This window comes from Erwinia sp. JH02, from assembly GCF_013074405.1.
GTDB lineage: Bacteria > Pseudomonadota > Gammaproteobacteria > Enterobacterales > Enterobacteriaceae > Erwinia > Erwinia rhapontici.
Genome location: NZ_JABANZ010000014.1, coordinates 16,347 through 41,924, shown reverse-complemented (window position 1 = coordinate 41,924; position 25,578 = coordinate 16,347). Strand labels below are relative to the sequence as shown.

The window sequence follows — 25,578 nt, the reverse complement described above, 5'->3', positions numbered from 1 at the left end:
GGTTATATTTCACACTTAGAATGTTGTAACTAAAAAATTATAAGTCACTCCCAATCACGAAAAAAAACACGTCCCCTTTGTCTTTTACCCCGTCACGATCGCCCTCAAACAACAGTGATAATACCTGACGCAACATTCATGTTCATCCCGAACCAGGGTGAAAATAGGAGCACAGGATAAATTGCCTCATCACACGGATAAAAATCAGTCGAACTGACATCGATTTTTTACTTCCCGAATGAACGCGCTCAATTTCCCAATCTGCAATACACAATGACTTTACGACGGTCTGACGGTACTCAGTCATATTGCGTGATGCCGTAACTAACACGATGTGAAAAAACGCCTCAAAGAAATTATATTGTAAAACATAAAATCCATTTATTACAACACGTTGCAAAGAGCATGACTGTGGAAAATATAGTATGATTTACCAGTGGCGAATAGGGGTAAACTTTCAGAAGTAAACACCTCAATCAAAAGAATTGTTAAGATTTATCCCATAAGTTGTAAATATAAGAACACCCGGACTTACCCAATAGCAGAGTAAAATGGTATCCAGGTAACATTTGAACTAACATTTTTCTAGTTTAGTGTTTTTTCACTCTTCATTTGTCTGTACACTGAGTCTTGTCACAATAGTTACTAATTTAAACCAACTTACAGGTTACGGATTCCGTTATGAGCGAAACGCTGAAAGTATTAAATAATATTCGCACCCTTCGTGCCCAGTCTCGTGAAGTGTCTTTGGTTGAACTGGAAGAGATGCTGGAAAAACTTGAAGCGGTAGTGAACGAAAGACGTGACTCAGAAGCCGCTATTGCTTCTGAGATTAAAGAAAAAGAAGAGAAACTGGCTAAATACCGCCAGATGCTGCTGGAAGACGGTATCGACTTAAGCGAACTGACTGCTGCCGATAATACGACGGGTAAGACTCGCGCTAAACGTGCTCCACGCCCAGCCAAGTATTCATATACTGATGAAAATGGCGAGAAGAAATCATGGACCGGCCAGGGGCGTACCCCGGCTGTGATTAAGCAGGCACTGGATGCCGGCAAAAAACTTGAAGATTTCCTGATCAAGTAAATGCCAACCGGCCGCCTGACAGGCGGCCGGATGCATTTTCAGCTGACAGACTGCGTCTGCTCAAACAACTGCCTCAATAATACCACCAGCTTCTTCGCATGTTCCTCCTGCGTTCGCCATGAACACACACTGATGCGTAATGCCGCTTTTCCCTGCCACAACGTCCCTGAAAACCAGGCGTCTCCGGATCCCTGAAGTGCTTCACGTACGCGCTGAGTATGTTCATCGTCCTGTGCACGAAATAAAACCTGATTGAGTATCACCCGATTCAATATCTCGAACCCGGCGTCCTGCAGACCTGACGCAATCTGACACGCCAGCGCACAATGCTGCTCAACCAGGGTGGCCACGCCCTCACGACCCAGCGTACGCAATGCCGCCCAGACCGGAATACCCCGCGGGCGACGGGAAAACTCCAGCGTCAGATTTTTTTGCGCATCCGGTGCCGCCACTGCATAGGCCGCATCAGCATTCATCGCCGAGGCAAGCGCACCCGGATGACGGCAGATCGCCATGGCGCAATCATAAGGGGTATTCAGCCACTTATGTCCGTCAGTCGTCCAGCTGTCCGCCTTCTCAACACCCTCCGTGAGCGCTTTCAGCGCTGAGGCGCGCGCCCAGAGACCAAAGGCACCATCGACGTGTACCCAGGCACCGACAGCATTCGCCGCCGGGATCAGCGCCGAGAAATCATCGAATTCGCCGGTATTTACCTCGCCAGCCTGTAAACAAAGAATCGTGCGGTGATCAAGGGCGGGCAGGCGCGTCAGATCAATCTGTCCCCGACCGTTCACCGGCGCAACGTTCAGGTGACGCAGTCCGAAGCCCAGAACCCGCAGGGCTTTTTTCACCGTGATATGCGTCAGTTCGGACACAACCACCCTGATTTCCGGCGCGCCTGCCAGCCCGTCATGGTCAATATCCCAGCCCTGACGCAGTAACAACTCACGCCGGGCCGTCACCAGGCAACTCAGCGTACAGGCCGTGGCGCTGGTGCCAAACCCTACCGTACTGTCACGTGGCAGGTCGAGGACCTCCAGCAGCCAGCGCCCGGCCAGCCGCTCCAGCGTGGCGGAAACGGGTGAGTTATCCCAGCCAGAAGCACACTGATCCCAGGCAATCATCAGCCGCTCGGCTGCCGCGGCCACGGGCAGTGAGGCACCGATAACAAAACCATAATAGTTCGGGCCGTTGGATGCCGTGGTGGCGGGCGATCCGGCATCATCCAACAACGCCAGCGTCTGCTCTGCGGGTAACCCGTTCACCGGCAGCGCTTCATCAAAACGCGCCAGCCCGGCAAGCGCCGCAGCATCGGGAAACACCCGGCGGGTAGCCAGCGAGGCGCTGTAGCTCAGGGCACGCGCATCTGCGGCAGAGAGTAATTCCCGTTCGTTCATAACTGACCTCGTATTAATCGCATCATCACCCAAAACAGTAACGCCAGCAGACTGACGGCAGCGCCGCACAGGCACACCGCGTCCCACCCTCCCCGGGCAAACGCCTGGGTTGAAATCAGCGCTCCAGCGCCGCTGCCAGTGGAATAAAACAGCATATAACCCGCAATCAACCGCCCTCCGGCTTCCTGCTGACTGGCAAAAATCAGGCTCTGACTGCTGACATGTAATGCCTGCCCGGCTGCATCCAGCAGCAGGATCCCGGCCATCAGCAGTAGCAATGACCCTGCCCCCAGCCACAGTGGCAACCAGCTCATCAGCAGTACCACCAGCGCCAGCGAAGAGGTGCGTTCTGCCAGCCCTTTGTCAGCCCAGCGTCCGGCACGACCCGCGATAAGCGCACTGATCGCGCCCACCAGCCCCAGTGCACCAATCTGTCCATGGGTCAATTGCCAGGGCGGGGCACGCAACAGTAATACCAACGCACTCCAGAAAATATTGAAACTGGCAAACATCAGTAACGCCAGCACACCACGCACCTGCAATACCCGGTGAGTAAGCAGCAGACGCCACAGAGAAAACATTACCTGTGACCAGCGTACAGGCGCAGCCTGAGGTAAATCAGGCAGCCTGCGCCACAGGATCGCCGCCAATAGCAGCATCACCAGCGCAGAACAGACGTAAACGCCACGCCAGCCGGTAATATCTGACACCAGACCCGCGGCCGCACGCGCCAGCAGTAATCCAATCACCACGCCACCGGAAACGGCACCCACCACACGCCCACGCGTTTCCGGGCTGGCCGCCGCGGCCGCATAGGCAATCATGCCCTGCGTCATTGCCGTTCCCAGCAGGCCGATTAGCAACATCGCTGCCAGTAACATCAGCACATGCGTGGCCACAGAGACCAGTAACAGCGCCAGAATTAATCCGGCAAGCTGATAGCGCATCAGTCGACGCCGGTTAAACACATCCCCCAGCGGAACCAGCAGCAGCAACGCCAGTGCGCAACCCACCTGGGTGGCAAAAATCACCCCACCGACAGCCGCAGAGGAGATGGAAAAAGAGTGCGCCAGCGCATCCAGCAGCGGCTGCGCATAATAGACGTTCGCCACGCTCAGGCCGCTACTGCAGGCAAACAGACTTACCTGCAATGACGATAAGCCTGTACTGTCCGCGCTCTTCGCTACCCATGTATTCATGCCATGCCCCAATTGGTTTCAAATTAAAACCATTTGCAGCCTGCCGCAAGTGGTTTTAAAATGCAACTAAATTGACGAGGAACAAATCATGACTGACCGTTTACCTCTCAGCCAGTCGTCCTGCCCGGTCGCACGCAGTGTTGATCTGATTGGCGATCGCTGGCTGCTGATGATCCTGCGCGATGCGTTTGACGGCGTGCGCCGCTACAGCGAGTTTCAGCGTAACCTGGGGGTGGCACGCAATATTCTCGCCGATCGGCTGAAAAAGCTGGTCGAAGCCGGACTGCTGCGGGTGCAACCGGCCTCTGATGGCTCGGCCTGGCAGGAGTATGTGCTGACCGACCGCGCCGGGGACCTGTTTCCGTTGATTGTTTCTTTGCAACAGTTTGGGGAACAGCATCTGTTTGCTGCCGGTGAAACCCATTCCGATTTACTGGAAACCACCAGCGGTAAACCGCTGGCACCGCTGGTGGTGTGCAACCAGCAGGGAGATGCGATCACCCCTGAAATGACCTGTGTGCAAAAATACGCCTGATCGTTATGCAAAAAACGCAAATAGCCAGATGAATTTCTTGGTTCTCCTGACCCCTTGTCAGGCCTGATATTTATTGTCAGCCACTTAGCACACTGACAATAAAGGAATTCACCATGCGCGTTGCTCTTCGCCTGACGGCACTTGCCGGAGCCATTGCCTTACTGAACGCCACCGCCGCATCGGCCGCAGACAAACCTGTACAGGGCGGCACCCTGGTGTATCTGGAGCAGCAGGCTCACACCAATCTTTATCCTCCGGCCGGGGGCTTCTATCCGAACGGCGGGATTCTGAACCAGATCACCGATAAGCTGACCTGGCAGAACCCGGAAACCCTGCAGGTGGAGCCGTGGATAGCAGAGAGCTGGACGCACAACGCTGATAATACCGAGTACACCTTCAAAATCCGCCCGGGCGTCACCTTCTCCGATGGCACACCGCTGGACGCCGCAGCAGTAGCGAAAAACTTTGATACTTACGGCCTGGGGAATAAAGCCCAGCGTCTGCCCGTTTCAGAGGTGATCAATAACTACGATCACAGCGAAGTGGTTGACCCGCTGACGGTCAAATTCTTCTTTAAAAAGCCGTCTCCTGGCTTCCTGCAGGGTACCGCCACCATCGGTTCCGGTCTGGTATCACTCAGCACGCTGGCACGTAACTTTGATGCCCTGGGCGATGCCCGCCACATCATCGGTTCCGGGCCGTTTGTTGTCAGTGGCGAGAAGCTGGGGCGTGAAGTCGATCTGGCGGTGCGCAAAGACTATCAGTGGGGGCCAAAAAACCTCGCGCAGCAGGGGCGGGCGAACCTCGATGGCATCAAAATTATCGTGACGCCGGAAGACAGTGTGCGCATCGGCGCGCTGCTGGCAGGCCAGGCGGATGCCATCCGCCAGGTGCAGGCTTATGATGAGAAACAGGCACAGCAGCAGAACTTCCCGATTTATGCGGCTCCGACACGCGGTGTTAATGACAGCCTGAGCTTCCGCCCGGATAACCCGCTGGTCGCCGATGTGAAGGTGCGTAAAGCGCTGTTACATGCCACCAACAGCAAACAGATCGTTGATACGCTGTTCTCTCCAAATTACCCACAGGCGAAGTCGGTACTGGCCACTTCAGCCGCAGGCTTCGTCGACCTCAGCGATCGACTGACGTTTGATCCGGTACTGGCGAAAAAACTGCTGGATGAAGCAGGATGGAAACCGGGCAGCGACGGCATCCGTGAGAAAGACGGTAAAAAGCTGGCGCTGGCGGTGTATGAGTCCCTGCCACAGCCGCAGAATAAAGAAGTGTTACAGCTGGTGGCTCAGCAGTGGAAGCAGGTGGGGGTCACCCTGACTGTGCGTGCAGGCGATGCGGGCAGCAAAACCGTCGACAGCCTTGATCCGCTGAAAACCCCGCTCAATGTGACCGAAGTGGGCCGCGCCGACCCGGATGTGGTGAAAAGCTCGTTCTATCCGACCGTGCGTGATGCGCTGCTTCAGAAAGGCGGTTCCAGCAGCCTGGTGAAAAACTTCCGCGACGACAAACTGAACGCCATTCTGGACGGCATCGCCAGCGAAACCGATGCGAAAAAACGTCTGGAACTCACGGGCGACGCTCAGCGCTATCTGATCGATAACGCCTATAACATTCCTATCTTCGAAGAACCGCAGGTGTTTGCGGGCGCGCCGTGGCTGAAAGGTCTGACGTTTGAAGCCGTCGGCCGACCAAGCTTCTATGCTGTCTGGCTGGAAAAACGGGGGTAAGCCACCATGACCGGTTATCTTACCCGGCGGCTGGGGCAGGCACTGCTGGTACTGTGGGCGGCGTTTACCGTCTCTTTTATTCTGCTCCAGGTACTGCCCGGCGATGCGATCCTGATTAAGTTTCAGAATCCTGACCTTGGCCTCAGCCCGGCACAGATCGAAGAGATGCGTCAGGCCTACGGTGCCAGTACGCCACTCTGGCAGCAGTATCTGCATACCCTCGCAAGCATGCTGCACGGTGACTTTGGTTTCTCCGTGCAGGCCGGGGTGCCGGTCAGTGAGCTTCTGGCGGAGAATTTCCCCGCCACCCTGCGCCTGGCCGTGCCGGGGTTTCTGCTGGCTACCCTGCTGGCGGTGCTGATTGCCTTCTCATCCAGCCTGGTGGGCCTGCGCTGGCTGCGTAATGCCCTGCAGGCGCTACCGTCGCTGTTTATCTCACTGCCGACCTTCTGGCTGGGGATTGCCCTGATCCAGGTATTTTCCTTCCAGCTACGTTGGATCCCGATTATTAACCCCGGCGAATGGGTCGGACTGATCCTGCCGGTCATCACGCTGGCGGTACCGATTTCCGCCCCGCTGGCGCAGATCCTGATCCGCAGTATTGACCAGGTCCAGACCCAGCCGTTCGTGGCGGTCGCGCGTGCCAAAGGTGCCAGCCAGCGGCGCGTACTCTGGCATCACGTGGCGCGCAACGCCCTGCTACCGGTACTGACCATCGCCGGGCTGCTGCTGGGTGAACTGATTGCAGGCGCACTGATCACCGAAACGGTCTTTGGTCTCAGCGGCCTCGGCCAGCTGACTCAGCAGGCGGTCAACAATCAGGATGTGGCGGTATTGCAGGCGGTAGTGATGATTTCAGCGACCGGGTTTGTGCTGATTAATCTGCTGGTCGATCTGTTCTCACCGCTGCTCGATCCGCGACTGAAACATTTTACGAGGGCGACATCATGAGCCTGGTGGATTTGAACAGCATCACAGGAACCCGCCATCGCCGTGCAGGCAGCGGGTGGTATCAGCGCCTGAACCCGGGCCTGACGCTGGCATGGGCAGTGATGATTCTGGTGATCCTCTGGGCACTGGTGCCCGGCTGGTTCACCGACTGGAGCAGCACGGAAGGCGTTGCCGGCGCGCAGCGTCTGGCACCGCAGGCCGGTCACTGGCTGGGTACGGACCAGCTGGGCCGCGATGTGTATGCCCGCATCGTATGGGGCGCCTCCCATTCACTGAGCGGGGCACTGGTGGCCGTGGCCCTGGGCCTGACGGTCGGCACCTTACTGGGCGTAACCGCCGGATCGCTGGGCGGGCGTAGCGAGGGCGTGATGATGCGCCTGGTCGACGTTCTGCTGGCGATCCCCGGCCTGCTGCTGTCATTAAGTATTATTATTTTGCTCGGCTTTGGCACGGTCAACGCCGCCATTGCCGTGGGTATCACCTCAGTGGCGAATTTCGCACGTCTGGCCCGTTCGGAAGTGGTGCGCGTACGTCACTCAGAATACGTTGAAGCTGCCCGCGGCAGCGGGGGCACTTTTATCGCCGTGCTGTGGCGTCATATCCTGCCGAACTCACTGACTCCGGTGCTGGCGTTCTCTGCGCTGCAGTTCGGCAGCGCGATTCTGGCAATTTCAACGCTGAGCTTCCTTGGCTACGGTACACCGCCGCCGACCCCGGAATGGGGCCTGCTGATTGCCGAAGGCCGTAATTACATCTCCACCGCCTGGTGGCTGACCACCTTCCCCGGCGTGATCGTCGTGGCGGTAGTACTGGCCGCTAACCGTATCAGCCATCACTATTCAGGAGGCCGCCGGTGAGCGAATCCATCACTCCGGTACTGAAAATCGAGAACCTCAACATCGCCTACCGCAGTGGCCAGCAGCATAAACGCGTGGTTCACAATGTTTCCTTCCAGGTGAACCGTGGAGAAGTGGTGGCGCTGGTGGGGGAATCCGGCTCCGGTAAAACCACCACCGCGCAGGCGATTATCGGCCTGCTGACGCAAAACGGTGAACGCGAGAGCGGGAAAATCTGGCTCAACGGTACCGAGATCACCCACTGGTCGCAAAAACGTCTGGATGCCCTGCGCGGTGCCAGCATCAGCCTGATCCCACAGGACCCTGGCAGTTCACTGAACCCGGTGAAAACCATTGGCGACCAGGTGGGTGAGATCCTGCTGCTGCATGAACGACTGTCACGCCGGGAACGCGAAGCACGGGTGATCGCCCTGCTCGCCCGCGTCGGCCTGTCACACCCTGAACAGCGCACACGGCAATATCCGCACCAGCTTTCCGGCGGGATGAAACAGCGGGTACTGATTGCCATCGCCATTGCGCTGAAACCGGCCCTGATCATTGCTGACGAACCGACCAGTGCGCTGGACGTTACGGTACAAAAACGCATTCTTGATCTGATTGACGAGCTACGGCGCGAGTCCGGCACGGCGGTGCTGTTTGTTACCCATGACCTGGCGGTGGCGGCGGCACGAGCCGACCGCATTCTGGTGTTTCGCCAGGGGGAGATTCAGGAGCAGGGCAGCACCGATGCGATTATCCACCGCCCGCAGCATGCGTATACCCGCCAGCTGTTTGCCGATGCACCTGCGCTTTCCGGTACGCTCGCCACGCCGCCTGAAGCCAGTTTTTCCCAGCCCGCCATCGAGATCAGCGGCCTGAACAAATACTTTTCCCTGGGCAAAGAGGAAGGTTTTCAGGCGCTGAACAACGTGTCCTTCAGCGTGGCACGCGGCACCACTCATGCGCTGGTGGGCGAGTCCGGCTCCGGTAAAACCACCCTTGCCCGCATTCTGCTGGGCTTCCAGCAGGCTGACAGCGGGCGCATCGTGCTGGACGGCATTGATATCAGCGCACTGCACGGTGAAGCCCTGCGCCAGCTGCGCCAGAAGATCCAGCTGGTGTACCAGAACCCGTTTGCCTCACTCGACCCCTCCCAGACGCTGTTTCGGGTGATTGAAGAGCCGCTGCTGAACTTTGCTCCGGTCAGCCGGGAAGAACGCCGCCAGCGAGTGGAAGAGGTGGCCAGCCGCGTGGCGCTGCCTCTCGCCCTGCTGGATCGTAAGCCTCATGAACTGTCCGGCGGCCAGCGCCAGCGCGTGGCCATTGCCCGGGCGCTGGTGCTGCGCCCGCAGATCCTGGTGCTGGATGAAGCCACCTCCGCGCTGGATGTCACCATTCAGGCGCAGATCCTCACGTTGCTGCAACAGTTGCAGCAGGAACTGGGGCTGACCTATCTGTTTATTTCTCACGATCTCGCCACGGTTCGCCAGCTGGCGCACAGCGTGTCGGTACTGCGTGCCGGGCAACAGGTTGACTGCGGCAATACTGCCGACATTTTCTCGCTTCCGGCCAGCGATTATACCCGTGAACTGATCGCCGCCATCCCTGCGCTGACCCGCGCTAAGGACACCGCATGACCACCAAACGCCTTGGGTTTTTCACCCGCCTGCTGGATAAAACCAGTGCCGGAGAACGCTATCGTCTCGCCACCCTGCAGATCCAGCACGCGGAGCGCTGGGGCTATGATACCGCCTGGATCGCCCAGCACCACTTTCATGAGAACGAAGGCGGCCTGCCCTCTCCGCTGCTGTTTCTTGCCAGTGTGGCGGCGCAGACCTCGCGTATCCGCCTGGGCACGGCCATTATCACTCTGCCGATGGAAAATGCCCTGCGCGTGGCAGAAGACGCCGCCGTGCTCGACCTGCTGAGCCACCAGCGTCTGGAGCTGGGGCTGGGTTCCGGCGGAACGCACACGTCATTTCTGCCGTTCGGGCTGACCTTTGATGAGCGCGCCGCCGCCTTTAATACCGGGCTGAACACCCTGCTACAGGCCTGGGGCGGTGATACCCTGGGCCATGACGACAACCGCCTCTACCCGGCCGCACCACAGCTGGCAGAACGCATCTGGCAGGCGACCTTCTCCGTGGCGGGTGCCGCCCGCGCCGGTGCAGCCGGGCATGGCCTGATGCTGTCGCGCACGCAGCCGCGGCCTGTCGGCACCCCTCTTCTGCCGCTGGATGAGATACAGAACCCGATGATCGATGCCTATCTCGCGGCGCTCCCGGCAGGGACGATTCCCCGCATTCTTGCCTCGCGTACGGCTTTCGTCAGTCGCGACGGGGCAGAAGCGCGCCGCCTGGCACTGCCGGGCCTGACGGCACAGGCTGCGCAACATCGTGCAGCGGGTCATGTGGTGCCGGGGAATACGCTGGACGATTATATTGCCGCCTTCGATGTACATCTCGGTACGCCGCAACAGGTGGTCACATCCCTGCAGCGCGACACCGCCCTGGCCCGTGTCACTGACGTGTCGTTCCAGGTACATTCGATCGATCCACCGCACGAGCAGATCCTGGCCTCCATTGAGCTGCTGGCCACTGACGTCGCCCCGGCGCTTGGCTGGCGCGCCCCTGTTACCGCCTTCTCCCACAAGGAAACCGTATGACACAGTCCATTGATTTACTGCAACAGCTGGCCGGGATCGCCCCGGAAAGTGCACTGGCCGCCGCACGCCAGACGCGTGATGCCGCCACTGAACATACTCAGGGCAGCTACGAGGTGTTGTTCTCTGCACACAACGGCGATGACTTCCCCCTGATCGCACGGCTGGCGATTGCCCAGCAGGTTGCCCACTGGCACGGCGAATCACGCCTGGCAGAGCATTACGCCGCACGCCAGGCCGGGGCGCAGCCGGAAACAAAGTGGCAAAGCGCACTGGCTCACGCGGAGCGGCTGACATTTAAACCCGCAGCCGCTGAGCCTGAGCATCTGCGCGAGCTGGAGCAGGCAGGATGGTCAGCCGCCGCTATCGTGACGCTGTCACAGCTGGTGGCGTTTGTGAGTTTCCAGAGCCGTCTGTTACGCGGCCTGCGCCTGCTGGGTGGCGAAGATGTGGCCGCAGGCACTGTCGAGCGGACTCCGGCCGCCGTCTGGCGCACCGAATCGCATACACTGAGTGGCCAGCAGGCGCCGGTGCGCTTTACCCGTGATGAGCTGGGCTGGGAACCGTGGCTGGCCGCCAAACCTCTGGCGGAATTTAATGCGGTCGAGCAGGCCACGCTGGCAAAATTCGGTCACTCAGAGTCTGATTACTTCCGCCTGCTGGCACGTAACCTGCCGCTGCTGGAACAGCGCACGCTGACGGATAAAGGGATTTTTTATACAGCAGGCGGACTGCCGCGCAAAGAGCGTGAGCTGGCTGCAACGGTGGCCAGTAAAGTCAACGGCTGCATCTTCTGCGCCTCTGTTCATGCGCGTAAGGCGGGACAGCTCTCGAAACAGCCGGAAGACGTGCAGCGTTTTATTGATATCGCGCCTGGCCAGCCGCTGGCGGCCGATCAGGATGACCGCTGGCTGGCGATCATTGACCTTGCCGCTTCCCTCTCAGCCACGCCGCCGACACCCCGTCTGGCACAGCTGGAGACCTTGCGTGCCCAGGGGCTGAGCGAACTGGAGTTACTCGATCTGGTGCAGTCCACCGCGTTCTTCGCCTGGGCCAACCGCCTGATGCTGACGCTGGGCGAACCTTTCGTGCCCGCCGCGTAAGCTGCGTATAGCAAAACAGGGTGAAGAAGTTTCACCCTTATATCACTTATTGTTTTTTCGAAATATTATCGAATGTAGAAATATTGTTGCAGCTAAAGATATCAATATAAGCGCGACGACAATGACACTAAGATTACTAAAGATGTAAAAAGGATTTGAATAAGATGCAAACTTATCAGCGATATCTATTGGAATAAATCTAAAAAATAGTTCAAAAAAAGCAACAGTAAATAACATGAAAATAAAGACAAAACTCAGCTTCTTTGATATCCATTTAGACAAAATAAACCCTCCATAATTTTTACGCGTAGTATTTTTCTATCTAACTCTTGAATAATATTTTTCCATGAACCTTGTCCAATTCATAGTTCAAATATATTTTTACCATATCTAATATTACATCATTTCTTTTATAAACTTCAGAAATAGATAAGAAAAACCTTTTATTCTCATTGTTGAGTTCAGAACATACATCATTATATCTGTCAAACAGGCATGAACCGTACCAGGTTACCCTCTCAAATCCACCTCTAACATCATTAAGAACTTGAGTACTACACCGTTCTGAAAGCTTCTGCAGCCTTATCCAGAGCCAGCGCTGCGCTTCGTTCCGATTCCATTTTAACTTTAAGATGTGATGCTAATCACATAATAGATTTCCTTTTCTATCAGATGTAGTATTATATGCGGAAATTACAATACAGGAGTTTGTACTTTGAAGAAATGGATTTTTTTCACACTAACCTTGCTAATCACATTCATAGTGGTCATCACCACTGCCCTCATTCTTATCTTTAAATTCTTTCCATCTGATATAATTTACCGCATTGCCAAAACAACAAACATTTTTAGCTCTGAAAGCGACTTTGATTCGTTTTTTATTCTACTATTGGTAATATCAAGTGTAATATCATACTTAATTTCGCGCTTTATCTTCCGAAAAGCAGGAAACAGAAACGCTCAAAAATAACTTTTTCATAAAATCACTCATTGATTGTTTTTTTATTGAGTTATATGTCATTTTCGTTTGTTTACTTTCATTTATACTTTCCCCCGACAGATGGTTTTTAACAAGCATTTCCATACTACTAATCAGCTGTATTGTAACTTTTTTATGGCCAAGAAAAAAAACCAATAAAAATAGATAGTTTAAAAGGCAGCTATCAGTGCTTGTTGTAAAACAGGGTGAAGAAGCTTCACCCTGTTGTTCACACCGCCGGGTACTGCCCCGTGCCATCCGGCCACGGCGTCAGTAAATCAAACCCCGTTTCTGTCACCGCAATCGTGTGTTCCCACTGTGCGGACAACGAACCATCCAGCGTCACCACCGTCCAGTCATCGGACAGTACATCGGTCTCTTCCTTTCCGGCATTAATCATCGGTTCAATGGTAAAAATCATTCCCGGCTTTAGTCGCATCCCGCGCCCTGCCGTGCCGTAGTGCAGCACATCTGGCGTATCGTGATAAACCTGACCAATACCGTGCCCGCAGTAGTCCCTCACCACCGAGAAACCGGCTTTTTCCGCCACCTGCTGGATGGCAGCACCGACATCTCCCAGCCGGGCACCCGGACGTACCGCCCGGATCCCCGCCAGCAGTGACTGGTAAGTCACTTCAACCAGCAGCCGCGCCTGTTCTGAAGGTTTTCCGACAAACACCATGCGGCTGGTATCACCAAACCAGCCATCTTTGATTACCGCAACATCAATATTCACGATGTCCCCTTCCTGCAACGCCTTGTTATCCGGGATGCCGTGGCACACCACGTGATTCACGGAGGTACACAGGGTGCGGGTGTAGCCGTGATAGCCAATATTCGCCGGGATGATGCCCAGTTCATTGACAATATAGTCATGACAGCGCCGATCCAGTTCATCGGTCGTCACACCGGCCTGCACAAAGGGAACGATCATTGCCAGGACCTGTGCCGCGGCATGGCCCGCTGCGCGTGCACGTTCGATTTCATCAGCAGAGTGGAGAGTTACCATCGTTTTCAGACCGCCTTTTCTGTTTTCACGTCGCCATTGAGAATACGGGCCATCTCCATTCCCCCATCCAGCTCTGCCTGCACCAGCGCTCTGGCCAGTTCATGATGCGTGAGCGTGGGATAGAGCTCGGCCAGCATGCCGATTTTTAACCAGTGCTCCGCCTGTGAATTGATCGAACGACTCATCGCCTGGCTGGCAATGCGCAGGTTCTCATGCATCAGGTCGGAAATTTTGACGATTCCCATATGGCACCTATACGAAACATATATGGAACGTATATTGGCAGATTTTTGGGGTGATGGCTATTTGTGTGTGATGAATGATTTTATCAGCGAGATTTATATCGTTTGAACATCGTGAATGATACCCATGCTGCTACCCCTGCCAGATCATTTTTTGTGTGTACAAAAGGTGTTTGATTCCTACTACAAAGCCCCGCCGCCCCGGGCCAGAGGCCCGGAACTGTGTGGCTTTAGAATGGGTGTTGTAACTAAGGACTGAGTTGCTGTAAGAGGTGTCGCTTCAGGTGCTGAGTACACGCCCGTAAGCGGCCCTGGGGGCCCGCTAACGCGGAGATACGCCCGGTCTTCGACCGGACCACTCCGACGGCGCAAATAAAGCTTCTTCGAGGCTATGAGCGGGTCTGGCTTAGCAGGGAGGGGGCTGGGATTGGTGGAACCTATCAGTGCAGGGCGGCTACGCCGCGTCACGGCGACCTTTACCGGTTGAGCCACATGACACACAGGATGTCGCCTTCATGCGCTGACGCGCATAAAATAATGGGGCGGTGAGCCGGGGATTCGAATAGTACCTGGCGGAAGTAAACTTTACAAAGGGACGGCAGCAGCAGATCAAAGGTTAAGCAGCAGGGCAATAACGGAGGCTTCAGCATGCAGCAGTACCGGCAGCAGCAGACCGCCACTGCTCAGGCGGGCCAGACTCAGCAGCATCGCCACACCGAACTGCTCAATAAAGGTGAACCGGGTGAAATAAAAAAAGCCGCAAGTGCGGCTTTTGGTGCAGAGTGGGCGGGGTTCCGTTCAGGTGGGGCTATGGCTTTTTACCGGGGCCGCCAATGAGCTGCGTCTGTGCGGGTTGGCGCATCGTGCGGGAGACGGCAGCGGTCTATTCCTCAGCGCTACCCGTGGCCGACAGGTGGGCCTCCGGCGGCTCTTCAATGAGCGTCGTCATGCTGCCGTAAAGCTTATTCATCATCGACTGAAAATCCGGGGCGTCAACGTCAACGATCGCACCCTTTCCTTCTGCGTACAGGCGACTGGCATAATAGGGGTCAGTTTGGATATCGAAAATTATTGTACGTTAAGGTGATTTTTTGTACCTCTGAGCTGTGGTAGCGCTTGACCATGTTGACAGGCAGCTTTGAGCGAACAGCAGAAGTTCGCTGCTGTTCACTCGGGAGAGTGACCTTCCCCCTGATAGACCGCCACTACCTTTCACCCTCTCTTACGGTGGTTCACGCCAGCGACGCCCTGCCACAGCAGTTGAACGCACTGCAGGAAGCCGGAGGAGGGCTGGCATTAACACCGGTCAGTGAGCAGCGCGTTGGTTACGGACTTACGCTGCTTAATCATTTCAGGGGCATTGAAAGACAGGGATTGGGTATCGACGGAAATGCTCTGGCCGGGGGAGGAAACATGTTTGAAACGCTTCGTATCTCTGCGCTTACCCAGAGCGGAGAAGCTAAGGATGAAACGCTGCCTGATCCTCGGGAACTGCTGAGGTTAGCAATGCGGCGCTCAGCTGAATCTCTGGGGCTGAGTGATATTACCGGCACTCTGGAAGAGAGAAAACGGGCAGATAATTAACCCTGACAGTCTCAATGTGGCAGGTTTTGGCGGCGGCGATCCTTCATCACTTATTGTTTACTCCGCTCAACCAGATAATGTTGAGACAGTGATCATCGATGGTCGAATTGTAAAAAAAGAGGGAAAAATGCAGGGTGTTAATCTGGAATAGCTGCTTAAGGCCGTAAATATTTCCGCAAAATCGTTATTAAAGCGCGATGAACCCTAAATAACTGTTCGCAATAGGAGATCACTTTGAGGGCACTCAGCCGGATTGTGCGATCTGATTAATCACCAAACTCAGCATTATTCGCCCTGGTGCAACGCTGGCTGACGCCTTCAGCCAAAAAGATAACCTGGTGGATGCTCAGGAAGCCGCAAACTGCCCCCGCCGTGCAAGGCCGCTAAGCCGTCAGGAGCGGGAAGAGTATGACTTCTGAACCGACGTCAATGGTGGGTAGGATCAGTATTCCTGATGGCAGGTTTACAGAGAGACAAGATTTATCTTGCCTCTCTGCGGATTGTGCACTAATCCCTGAGCACTACTCTGACACAGTGGAAGGCACAATCTTTGTTTTGACGCACAAACGGGAATACAGCCAGCCAATAAGCATAACGAGAGCGCCAGTCACACCGACGGCGAGAATGACTATCGCACCAGCGATACTACCTTTCTGGCTTATCAGATCAAAGATCACCGGGGAGAGGAAAAACAGCGTTGCCCCGCCAAGCATAGAAATAAATCCAAGAACGGCAGATGCTCTGGCGGGATCGGCCGTTCTCAGTATTTCACTTCTTATTATCGGTATATAAGCGCCTTTACCAACTATAAACCCGCTATAAGTGAGTAAAAATAGTGCGTAAGACCAGCTGTTTTCGACCAGAATCACCAGAAAAATACCGTGAATTAATACCGCTATCAGGATAAATGTTATTAATACGCCGAACGATAACGAGAGCCTTGATATAACGGTAGATGCAACCCCGCTGCCTAATAGCAGGAAACTAAACAGCATGGCTATCGAGTCTGAAGAGAATCCTTTTTCGCCAAGCAGCACTTGGGTAAAAGGGATGGAGAAAAATTCAATAAAGTAGAGGCAGGAATAAGCAATCGCTAGCGAGCTAATCCATAATTTTCCAGAAAAGTCTTGCCGTTGTGAGCCTCTTTCACGCGTGCTTTTGCCGCTGACCTGACGGTTTTCAGCATCATGGTGTGGGCAAAACAGATGAACCGTGGCGATAGCTGCTGCGATTGCGCCAATGCTTAATATAAACAACCCACGCAATCCATAAAAATGTAAAAGAATGGCACCGCAGTTCACACCGACGAACAGAGAGAAATTGCGACTTGCCGTACCAACAGATTCTGCCACACGATACTTGCTGGCAATTCTCAGGTTAACCAAAGACTGGCGGCAGCCTGCAGAATCTGAAACGGCAGTCAGACTGTGCCCCATCGCCACGATAATCTGAGCTGCAACACACTGTGAAAAACTGGTGCTGAACACCAGCAGCGTAAGAGAGGCAATAATCAGTGCGTTGCCGATATAAAGTCCGCGCCGGTGTCCATATCTGTCAGCTGCATAGCCTGAGGGAACGTCGGAGAACATTTTGGTTCCCCAGTATGCTGCCTCCAGCCAGCCTATCTGGGCAACGGACAGCCCGATGCTGAGGTAAAAAGAGACCATGATGGCATAGTGAAAGGTCAGGTTTCTGAATACGCGAAAAATAGAAAAACCAAAGATTATTTTATGGTAGTTCTCTTTCAGATTCCCTTGCATAAAAAATGTTCTGTTCATAGGTTACACCAGCGGGGTGTCGATAATAAGTTTGATGCCATAATGTTGTGCGATGGCATTCAGTCCGTGACGGTTTTGCTCAAGCGCTAGGCTGCGTTGTTCTGCGGCATTAATAAACCAGCCCTGGGAGTCATAATTGCTTCTGAAGGCGTTAAACGAGGCGTTCTCATCAATTTTTATATAGAGATCGACATGATCATCTATAGTCAGTGCAGCATTTTTCCGTACCGCTGGTTTTCCTGCTTCCAGCGGCGCGATATGATGTCCGACAGTGGTTTTTACTGGCTGTTGCGGGATATCGCCAAAGTCATTGCCAAGGTAAGCATCAATAATGGCCTGGTCGAGATTAAACGCATAAGAAGAGATAATCATCTTACGGCCATTACCACCAATTATTCTTGGGTTGATCTCTATCAGTACTATCTCATTACCCGTATCAATCACTTCGACATGGAATATCCCACGCCCAAGATTGATGGCGGCGACGCAGTTGATGGCGTAGGAAGATATTTCTCTGAATTTATCTGCACTGGTATTGGCGGGTATAATTGCGCCCAGCTCAACGAAGGATGAGGTATTCCAGACAATTTTTTCAGTAACGGTGATACATCTTAATTCACGACCATTGGCAATCAGCTCCACGGAGTACATTTTGCCGGATAAATACCTTTCGGCTAGAAATCCATGTGATAACACCTCGGCATCAATGCCGGTATCATTTGCCGAGGGCTGGGCATGTTGCACCTGAAACAGCTGTAAATCTTTTTCATTTTCTATGATATCGATAAATTTGCTGACTGCCCCACGGCGAGGTTTGACAATCAGCGGCAGGCCGATTTCCTCAACGGCACGGTAAATTTCTCCTCTCTCGCGTAGTTCATACCAGGGCAAAGTCGGAATACCTTGCTCATGCAGAAAGGCGCGGCAGCGCAGCTTATCCCGGCAGATTGCGACAGCCTCAGCGTGAGTGAAGGGGAGATCCAAATCATCTGCAGCCTGCGCACAGGCATTAATGGCTATTTCAAAAAAACAGATAACGGCATCGATCTGATGCTGCTGAGTGATGGTGGCTAATGCGGATCTGACATCTTCGCGTTCGGCGCTATTGTCCACCCAGATTAAATTCTGTAACCGCGACTGCAGCGCGCGGAATTCCGGCCCGTCATAAGAGTCAGAATAACGCCGTGAACCGATATAGCTGACCCGGTAGCCTGCATCCAACGCGTAATGGAGCGTTTTAAGATTGGTATAACGCGTTTCCACAAAAACCAGGTGTGAACTTTTTGCTTCCATATCTCTTCTTCCTGTACGTCACCGAGGAAATTAACCGTGAAATAGTATTGAGACCATCTGCGGCGATAAAAACGCGATCTTCACCTTGATTCGATAGCCTGACAGAGAGCGTCAAATGAAGTGAGTTCAGAAATAGCGCTACCGGAGAGCGTAATGCCAAATTTTTCTTCAACTTCCAGCGCAATTGCGATTTGAATCATTGAGTCCCAGCCAGAAATATTATTCATTCGCAGCTGCTGATCGGATTTACCGACCGAGTCCGGCAAAATCTGATTAAGCAGGGCACGTAGTGCGCTGCGCGAGTGCGTTACTGCAGCGTTGACCCCCGCCGGCGTGGGGGCTGTTTTTTCTGGCGGGATATCGTGCAGCGCAGCGGCGCTTCTTTCTTCATCCCGTAACTCGAAAAGTCCATTACTGGTCAGAATGTAATGCCCTGCCAGACGCTGCTGCTGAAGCCCCGTGGTGAGCACGCTTTCTGCCACTTCTTCCGGTTCAAGCGGCGTTGTGCCAGAGAGATCCAGAGCAGATGAAAACGCGCTGCGCGTTAAATCACACAAAATAGTGGTGGTTTCGATGCCATTTTCCCGGTACCGCAGAGCGGTCTGCTGCAGATACCAGTCTGCGAGGCTTTTCGCTCCTGCGTAGTCGGTTAGTGGTTCACTGGCACGTTGTTGAGCAACAGAACCAATATTAATGATGCGCCCGCGCTGGGCGGCAAGCATGCCAGGCAGAGAGGCTTCCGTCAGCGATTTCAACGATTGGTAATTGGTGGCAATCAGCTCCTGCAGTGGTGCGATGATGTCGGCGCTGGCGCTGTGAATAATCAGCGCTGGCTGGTACTGTTTAACCGCCTCCGCCAGCCTGCTGCGCCCCTCTTCCTGGCTTAAGTCTGCGGTAATAACCTCTGCGGCCTGACGTTTGCGGCTGTGACGAATCACTCGCCAGCCTGCTTTTTCAAATTGCGTTGCACAAGCGGAGCCTATTGCACCGTCAGATCCGGTAATCAGCACAAGATTATTTGGCTGCTTAAGCGTAAATTCAGCGGTGAGATCGGCGGGAATTTCCCATTCATCAAATCTGGCCTGTACCACCATTTCACCTGAAATCAGCGCAACGGTTTTTTCGTATGCCTTGAGCTCAAGTTTCAAAATCCTTTTTTCCGCAGATATATGGGTTATTTTAGCGGAGTAGGTAATATCCCGGTCATAGTGTACCGGGCTGTGTGCGTTATACGATGATGAGATAATTAAGGATGGCACCCCCGGAAAGGCCATTCCCGCAATAGCTGAAAACGGCGAGGTCGCCAGCCCCAGCGGAAGTATCGGCTGAGCACTTCCCGAGGCAAGAGCAAAGTCGCGGTTCCAGTGCAGAGGATTTGAATCTGCACTGAAGTCGCGGAATTTCTCGTAATCTGTCAGAGAGAATGTTTTGTCAAACGATACATACTGCCCAACAGAAAACTGGCTGAATTTCATAAAGGGAGTTCCTCAAGCCCTGAAAGGGTCACTGCCGGGATGGCAACACTGATGCTGTCGGCGCTGGCAGTCCAGCTACCATCCTGCTCGGTAAACTTTAAGCCGCTGAGAATATCGGCGACGATATGGTTTTTACTGGTTTTAATAAATTCCACGCGGAGAGCACGCGCGAAACGCTCGAAAGTCTGTTTTGTCAGCACGTGAAAAATAGCCTGCTCAATACCTTTACCAAATGCGCGACAGGAAATAACGATTGAATCGACAACCTCATCTTTCATCACCAGTACGCCCATTATCTCCTGCGGATTATATTTATCTGTCACCTCTAATACCGTTACCGTATAACCACGATCTTGCAGAGATTTTAAATCCAGCGCGCTGTATCGCTTAATCGTGGTATTAAACTGATTGGTTTTTGTCATCAGCTGTTCAGCACGCGAACTGTTTCCGGACGATAGTGCCGAAAATGTCAGCGTGACATTGAGCTCCTTAATAAAGGAGAATGCGTCAGAGGCGCTGCTGCGCGCTGTGGCTACGGTTTTGAGCTGCTTAAATGACTGCACGCGATGACGGTCATTTTCGGTGATCAGCGCCCGGTTAAGCCCCGGTGTTTTAATCAACACTTCACAATAGAGGGCTGGTTCATTGCCCAGCTCAGGCACAATGACCTGCGGGAGCGTGCGTCTGACCGCTTCGCGCTCAATCGGATTATCATCCAGGAACATAATATTAGAGAGACCGAGATTTAAACGGCTCGCAATACGCTGGATTGAGTCCGCCTTTGGTTGCCAGTGGATCTCATCGTCGACGAAGTCATCCCGCTGCAGAACCATTTCCGGGTGGCGATCAATAATTTCCCATGCGACATCTGCATCGTTTTTACTGGCGACAGCCAGTCCGATCCCACACTGCGACAGGGACTTAAGCAGCAGCTGAAAATCTCTGTGGGCGTTGCCCGGATAGTCTCCTCCCAGCGCCACGCCTTCAATGCCATCATCGGTTGCCACACCGCCCCACAGCGTGTTATCGAGATCCACCACAATCAGACGCACGGAAAGACCGCAGCGGTCGAGGATCAAACCGGCTATCCGGTTGGCCGCAGCCCGGGCAAACTGGGGGGACCAGGGCGTACGCGCCAGATACCAGGTGCGCGGATCGCGAAGCGGGCTGGCTGCCTCTGCGGCCAGGGTTGCGGTATCTATCAGGATGCCGCCGCGCTGACGTAACTCTGCGCTTAGCTGAGCGGCAAGCTCTTCTACCTGTGCGTCATACCGTGTGGAAGAAGCACCAACGCCTTCATCCGCCGGCGCAGAAATGCTCCAGACCGGTTTAAACACCACCACCTGATGGTCACTGGTTGCCATCCATGAAGAGACAGCGCTGTGCCAGCGCTGTAACCGACTGTGGTGGCTCTCCTCATCGAGCGCATAACGCCCGGCCTTACCGCTGATGCTTTCGAGTGTATCGGCAATAATCGTCAGGTTGGGTTTGAAGTCGCGGAGGGAAGAGTCGTTTAAGGTCAGATCCTGATAGAAGTTGCCATAGTGATTGGCATAAAAAACAAAACGTCTTGACGGAGCAGCGATCGCCAGCTGCTTTTTTAACGCTTCTACAAGGTAATCGGGATTCTCGGCGCTGAGCAGTGCAACGCGAAACGGCTGCTGCTGCTGCTGTAACTCAAGGTTGGCAATATCGGCAGCGACCCGGTTGCCTTCTTGCAATAAGAAAAATGGGCTGGCGGCCATCTCCCGGTTACAGATGTTCACGATAGTGCGCAGCCAGACAAATTTAATCTCTCCCTGTCCCAGCGCAAACGAGGTAACGACCCCCTCTGCTTCTGCTGTCAGCCCCGCCGCGGCAAAGTTCAGTTCAGTGTTGATATCGCGGCGGCGCACATAAACGCGCATATCCGGGTCAACCGGCCCGTTGCCGAAGTCCGCCAGGATATTAAAGGTTTTAAATTCACGGTAGGGGACGGCGTGCTGTTGCTCCATTTTATGCAGAAAGCTGAGGTAATCCCAGGCTGCGCCAAGCATCAGCGCACCGGCATTCTGCTCTTCAAGCACCGCAAAAACCGAGCGCGGACCATAGGCATCGTGGTGATCGGCATTTAAAAAAAGGGGGGATTTGGGGCCGATAACCACAAAAGAGAAAATTGGATTGGGTGTGCGCCTCGCTTCCGGCAGACTCAGCACCCAGTCCGCCAGCACCCCGGTTTCCGACGGAGAATGGTGAATATTGAACTCTTTGCCCGCTGAATAGGAAAACGTAAATGCGGGAAACAGTAACGTTTTCCCCTGTCTTACCAGTTCTCTGATTGCACGCAGAAAACTCCATTTGGCTGTACCGCGTTTCAGCCCGGAGAGCGTTGGTATTGAGGAGTGCACTTCAATAACATCGCAATCTGCATCCAGCACTTTATGTATGGCAAAGAGGATCTCTCGGGTGGTTAAAATCTCCCTTTCTCCCCTGAAGGGGATACCCGCAGAAAATACCTGACCAGTTCCCATGGCGATCACCTTGTTTCCCCGCTGTTCTGCGCTGAAAAAATTTGACGATAGTCGGCAAGCAGGTCATTGAAGTCGGCATAAACCGTTGCACCCGACGTGCGCAGTTGTTCTGCTTTTGTCCCTTCGCCAATGCCCAGGAACTCATAACCAAGATTTCTGGCGGTCTTCAGATCCCAGATGCCATCGCCTATCGATATCACCCGCTGTGGCTGGCGGATTTGATAACGCAGGCTGCCAGCCTGAACGGCCTGCTGGACAATCTCTTCACGCGTATGAAACTCTGATGCCGTAATCAGAATAAAGTCATCAGGATCAATGCCAATCACGCTCAGCTTGTGCAGAGCGCCTGAACGCAGGCTGCCGGTGGCGAAAACAATGCCCCACGTCTGGCTGAGGCTGGCAATAAAAGCAGAAGCGCCCGCAACTGGCGTCACCGGATGCTGCGCCAGCACCTGGTCATAAGCGAGGCGGTACTGCTCTTCAAGCTGTATAAGGTCTGGTTTACCGTTAAAGCCCGCCAGCTCCCAGGCTTCATAAAAGATCCCGCTATCTGAGTGGTGCTGGTATTGCCCCCAGTCAGTGGATAATGCCGGGAAAGGGAAAGAGCGTAACGCCTGTTCAAACGCAATCTGGTGTGGACGCACGCTGTCAGTCAGCGTGCCGTCAATATCAAGAACAATAATTGAATCTGCGGATGACATTAAAAGATCTCCAGTTAAAATGTTGCCGGAAATAACGCACGGCTGAAGGAAAGAGTAGCCAGCAAAATAAGAATCAATGCGAAAAGATAGAGCCACTTGTGGCTGAATTTAGGGAAATAAAATTTACCGGTTTGTAGTGCCACCATAATAAGTGAGTAAAGAATATAAACGACCGATGCTGATTGCTGCGCCGGGAACAGGTTGGCAACAATACCCAGGGTCAGCGGTAGATATGTCACCGGCACGCCAACAAAGAAACCGGGTTTGTCTGAGCCCACGGCGGTGAAATAGGCCAGCCTTGTCGTTCCTGCGGCGGCAAGGATAAGGCCGCACAGAATGCCAGCCAGCGATCCTCCCTGTGCAAGCGTGACAAACAGCGCGGGTGCCAGCACGCTGTGACACATATCTCCCAGCGTATCCAGCCCCTGGCCAAACTCGCTGAAAAGCGGTGGACGGTTTAGCGTTTTTCTGGCTAAAGGCCCGTCAAAAACGTCGGCAATGGCACCCAGCAGAATAAAGCCCAGGGCCAGAGACATCTCTGATTGGGTCAGAGAATAAAGTGCCACACAGCCCGCAATAAACCCGAAAAAAGAGCAAAGGTTGGCCCGGTCTTGATAAAAACTCAGCATATTAAGACGCCACTGCAGAAATAAATTTACTGGCTTTACGTAAAACCGCGCGTGAAATAGCCTCTGTCAGTTTTCTGTTATCTTTACCATTACGCGAAGAAACGCGGAAATATTGCTGAGAGTCTTGCAATATTTTTCCGGAGCAGTCTTTAAGGAATATGGCATCTGTCTGCAGAAGTTCTGTGATCAATTCACGTGCGGTTCCCAGTTCATTATCCAGACGGCAAAAGATAAAGTTGGCCTCAGTAGGGAAAACCTGTAATCCGGGAATATCGCTGAGCGCTTTTTGCAATGCTTGCGTTTCATCAAACACTTTCTGACATGAGGCTTCGTACTCTTTGCGGTGAGCGGAAAACATTCTTAAATACTCTTCAGCAAAGGAGTTGATGTTCCAGATTGGCAGCCGCTGGCGCACGTCAGCAACCCGCTCCTGATTTGCTGAGGCAAATAATCCCAGACGAATGCCGCCAATACCGTGCGATTTACTCAGGCTGAACAGCAGCGACAGATTAGTATGCTGCAGCAGATCAGGCAGGAATGACGGCGTGCGTCCTTGTCCCTGGAAGTCGACAAAAGACTCATCAAGAATTACCTCAATACCCAGCTCCTGCGCGCCTCGAGCAATCAGGGCGATATCCTCTCTGGTCAGAGCATTACCGGTCGGATTGTTGGGGGATATCAGCACAATGTGCCCGGCACCGGTTTCTCTTGCATATTCAAGGATTTTTTGTGGACTGAGCGCAAATCCATCTTCTTCGCTCAGCATAAAGCGTCGCACCTGATGCGCGGGGATAACCGCTTCATATTCGTTAAAGGAGGGGCTGGGGATCACCAGCGGTTTGTTAATGCCGGATAACAGCAGGGGGATCAGCTCACTGACGCCGTTTCCCACCACCAGGTTTGTTGCCGGCACGCCATAGTATGATGATAGATGTTCAACTATCGGCCTCTGCGCTGAGGGATATTCACGTACCAGATTCACTAACCGGGCGGAGAGGTGATCCAGCAATTTTTTCGGTGGATAATGGAAGTTATACAGTAGGCAGTGATCCTGCACCGGATAGCGCCAGTAACCGCCGTGCCTTTTTTCAAGCCATGTCTGTTGATCTTCAACCGGCTTGAGCAGATATTCGGCAATATCGAGGTCGTTAAGATTATCGACTTCATACCAGTCATATGAAGGAACAATGGATGCCTGAAAATCCTCAATCCCCTCGGAGATGGCTTGAGCAAAAAGCGTTTCATAGTAATCTGACAGTTCGTCACTATTTACCTTGTGCTGAAGCTGCGGTAAAAGCCAGCCGCTGGCAAATGATGATGACAGACGGTAGAAGTTTAACGTCTTGTAATGATGCGGGCCCTGCTTATGCACCGGCACCTGTTTTGGCGCGGTGACAACCAGCGGAACACCTCTCAACTCCACGCATGCGCCATCCATAAAAATCGCTTTTGGCGCAACCATGCAGGCGCTGGTATTTTTCTTACCGCCGACCAGTTGTTCAAGCACAGAGCTGCGTAAAACAACATCGGCCTCTAACAGCAGAAAGTCTTCAGTAAAATACTCTCTGGCAAGCCATAGTGAATAGATATTATTTGTCGTCTGATAGCGGGTGTTTTCAATAAAGGTGATATCGACATCAGGGAATGCATGATTCAGCTGCGACTGAATTTTTTTACCAAAATGTCCTGTTACAACCACTATCTGATTAACACCAGTTTCCAGCAGATTAATAACCAGTCGTTCAATAATGCTCTTACCGTTAACGGGAGTTAACGGCTTCGGGATAATTTCAGTAATTGGGAAGAGACGATTGCCTGTTCCGGCTGCAAGAATAACAGCTTTCTTAATAGATTCATCAGACATATA

Annotated in this window: 20 protein-coding genes; 9 read left to right on the top strand and 11 right to left on the bottom strand. The window is 53.6% G+C overall.

The window, feature by feature from the left end; translation table 11 throughout:
* Positions 1–681: 681 nt before the first annotated feature.
* Positions 682–1,086 (top strand): H-NS family nucleoid-associated regulatory protein, encoded by a 405-nt coding sequence (locus HHI26_RS22600; RefSeq protein ID WP_159338394.1) that lies wholly within the window; start codon positions 682–684, stop codon positions 1,084–1,086.
* Positions 1,087–1,124: 38 nt separating this feature from the next.
* Here HHI26_RS22600 and HHI26_RS22595 read toward each other — a convergent pair whose 3' ends face one another.
* Both HHI26_RS22595 and HHI26_RS22590 read right to left on the bottom strand, forming a co-directional pair.
* Positions 1,125–2,483, bottom strand: a complete 1,359-nt coding sequence (locus HHI26_RS22595; RefSeq protein WP_159338393.1) for a pyridoxal-dependent decarboxylase — start codon at positions 2,481–2,483, stop codon at positions 1,125–1,127.
* On the bottom strand, positions 2,480–3,682 hold the full coding sequence (locus tag HHI26_RS22590) for an MFS transporter (RefSeq protein ID WP_171149738.1): 1,203 nt from the start codon (positions 3,680–3,682) through the stop codon (positions 2,480–2,482). Before HHI26_RS22590 ends, HHI26_RS22595 begins: the two co-directional genes overlap by 4 nt.
* An 88-nt stretch (positions 3,683–3,770) precedes the next feature.
* On the opposite strand from HHI26_RS22590, the gene HHI26_RS22585 reads away from it, so the two are divergent.
* The 7 genes from HHI26_RS22585 to HHI26_RS22555 all read left to right on the top strand — a co-directional run bounded on the left by HHI26_RS22585 (position 3,771) and on the right by HHI26_RS22555 (position 11,511).
* Positions 3,771–4,217, top strand: a complete 447-nt coding sequence (locus tag HHI26_RS22585) for a helix-turn-helix domain-containing protein (RefSeq protein ID WP_167863529.1) — start codon at positions 3,771–3,773, stop codon at positions 4,215–4,217.
* A gap of 113 nt (positions 4,218–4,330) precedes the next feature.
* Positions 4,331–5,959: a TIGR04028 family ABC transporter substrate-binding protein gene (locus HHI26_RS22580; protein ID WP_133846794.1), complete on the top strand. Its 1,629-nt coding sequence runs from the start codon at positions 4,331–4,333 to the stop codon at positions 5,957–5,959.
* Between the two features lie 6 nt (positions 5,960–5,965).
* The gene (locus HHI26_RS22575) at positions 5,966–6,910 is read left to right on the top strand and encodes an ABC transporter permease (protein WP_167863530.1); all 945 of its coding nucleotides are present in this window, start codon (positions 5,966–5,968) and stop codon (positions 6,908–6,910) included.
* A complete protein-coding gene (locus HHI26_RS22570) occupies positions 6,907–7,767 on the top strand; it encodes an ABC transporter permease (protein WP_159338390.1) in 861 nt (286 codons plus the stop codon). Before HHI26_RS22575 ends, HHI26_RS22570 begins: the two co-directional genes overlap by 4 nt.
* Positions 7,764–9,383, top strand: coding sequence for an ABC transporter ATP-binding protein (locus HHI26_RS22565; RefSeq protein ID WP_346775707.1), 1,620 nt, complete (start codon positions 7,764–7,766; stop codon positions 9,381–9,383). Before HHI26_RS22570 ends, HHI26_RS22565 begins: the two co-directional genes overlap by 4 nt.
* A complete protein-coding gene (locus tag HHI26_RS22560) occupies positions 9,380–10,411 on the top strand; it encodes a putative FMN-dependent luciferase-like monooxygenase (protein ID WP_171149737.1) in 1,032 nt (343 codons plus the stop codon). Before HHI26_RS22565 ends, HHI26_RS22560 begins: the two co-directional genes overlap by 4 nt.
* On the top strand, positions 10,408–11,511 hold the full coding sequence (locus HHI26_RS22555; RefSeq protein ID WP_171149736.1) for an alkylhydroperoxidase domain protein: 1,104 nt from the start codon (positions 10,408–10,410) through the stop codon (positions 11,509–11,511). The genes HHI26_RS22560 and HHI26_RS22555 overlap by 4 nt, the downstream gene beginning before the upstream one ends.
* Positions 11,512–12,719: 1,208 nt before the next feature.
* On the opposite strand, the gene map is transcribed toward HHI26_RS22555, so the two are convergent.
* Positions 12,720–13,499 (bottom strand): type I methionyl aminopeptidase, encoded by a 780-nt coding sequence (gene map / locus HHI26_RS22550; RefSeq protein WP_133846709.1) that lies wholly within the window; start codon positions 13,497–13,499, stop codon positions 12,720–12,722.
* 5 nt (positions 13,500–13,504) lie between these two features.
* Positions 13,505–13,744 (bottom strand): ParD-like family protein, encoded by a 240-nt coding sequence (locus tag HHI26_RS22545; protein ID WP_159338387.1) that lies wholly within the window; start codon positions 13,742–13,744, stop codon positions 13,505–13,507.
* Between the two features lie 1,119 nt (positions 13,745–14,863).
* Here HHI26_RS22545 and HHI26_RS22540 point away from each other — a divergent pair.
* Positions 14,864–15,325, top strand: a complete 462-nt coding sequence (locus HHI26_RS22540) for an amidohydrolase family protein (RefSeq protein ID WP_241008338.1) — start codon at positions 14,864–14,866, stop codon at positions 15,323–15,325.
* A gap of 521 nt (positions 15,326–15,846) precedes the next feature.
* Here HHI26_RS22540 and HHI26_RS22535 read toward each other — a convergent pair.
* The 7 genes from HHI26_RS22535 to HHI26_RS22505 all read right to left on the bottom strand — a co-directional run bounded on the left by HHI26_RS22535 (position 15,847) and on the right by HHI26_RS22505 (position 25,575).
* Positions 15,847–17,103, bottom strand: coding sequence for an MFS transporter (locus HHI26_RS22535; protein ID WP_171149735.1), 1,257 nt, complete (start codon positions 17,101–17,103; stop codon positions 15,847–15,849).
* 3 nt (positions 17,104–17,106) lie between these two features.
* Positions 17,107–18,396 (bottom strand): ATP-grasp domain-containing protein, encoded by a 1,290-nt coding sequence (locus HHI26_RS22530; RefSeq protein WP_171149734.1) that lies wholly within the window; start codon positions 18,394–18,396, stop codon positions 17,107–17,109.
* An 80-nt stretch (positions 18,397–18,476) separates the two neighbouring features.
* Positions 18,477–19,871: an SDR family NAD(P)-dependent oxidoreductase gene (locus HHI26_RS22525; protein ID WP_171149733.1), complete on the bottom strand. Its 1,395-nt coding sequence runs from the start codon at positions 19,869–19,871 to the stop codon at positions 18,477–18,479.
* Positions 19,868–22,381: an HAD-IIIC family phosphatase gene (locus HHI26_RS22520; protein ID WP_171149732.1), complete on the bottom strand. Its 2,514-nt coding sequence runs from the start codon at positions 22,379–22,381 to the stop codon at positions 19,868–19,870. Before HHI26_RS22520 ends, HHI26_RS22525 begins: the two co-directional genes overlap by 4 nt.
* 5 nt (positions 22,382–22,386) lie before the next feature.
* A complete protein-coding gene (locus HHI26_RS22515) occupies positions 22,387–23,082 on the bottom strand; it encodes an HAD family hydrolase (RefSeq protein WP_171149731.1) in 696 nt (231 codons plus the stop codon).
* A gap of 14 nt (positions 23,083–23,096) precedes the next feature.
* The gene (locus HHI26_RS22510) at positions 23,097–23,711 is read right to left on the bottom strand and encodes a CDP-alcohol phosphatidyltransferase family protein (protein WP_241008335.1); all 615 of its coding nucleotides are present in this window, start codon (positions 23,709–23,711) and stop codon (positions 23,097–23,099) included.
* A 1-nt stretch (position 23,712) separates the two neighbouring features.
* Positions 23,713–25,575 carry an aminotransferase class I/II-fold pyridoxal phosphate-dependent enzyme gene (locus HHI26_RS22505; protein WP_171149729.1) on the bottom strand — a complete coding sequence of 621 codons (1,863 nt, stop codon included), beginning with the start codon at positions 25,573–25,575 and terminating at the stop codon, positions 23,713–23,715.
* Positions 25,576–25,578: the final 3 nt, after the last annotated feature.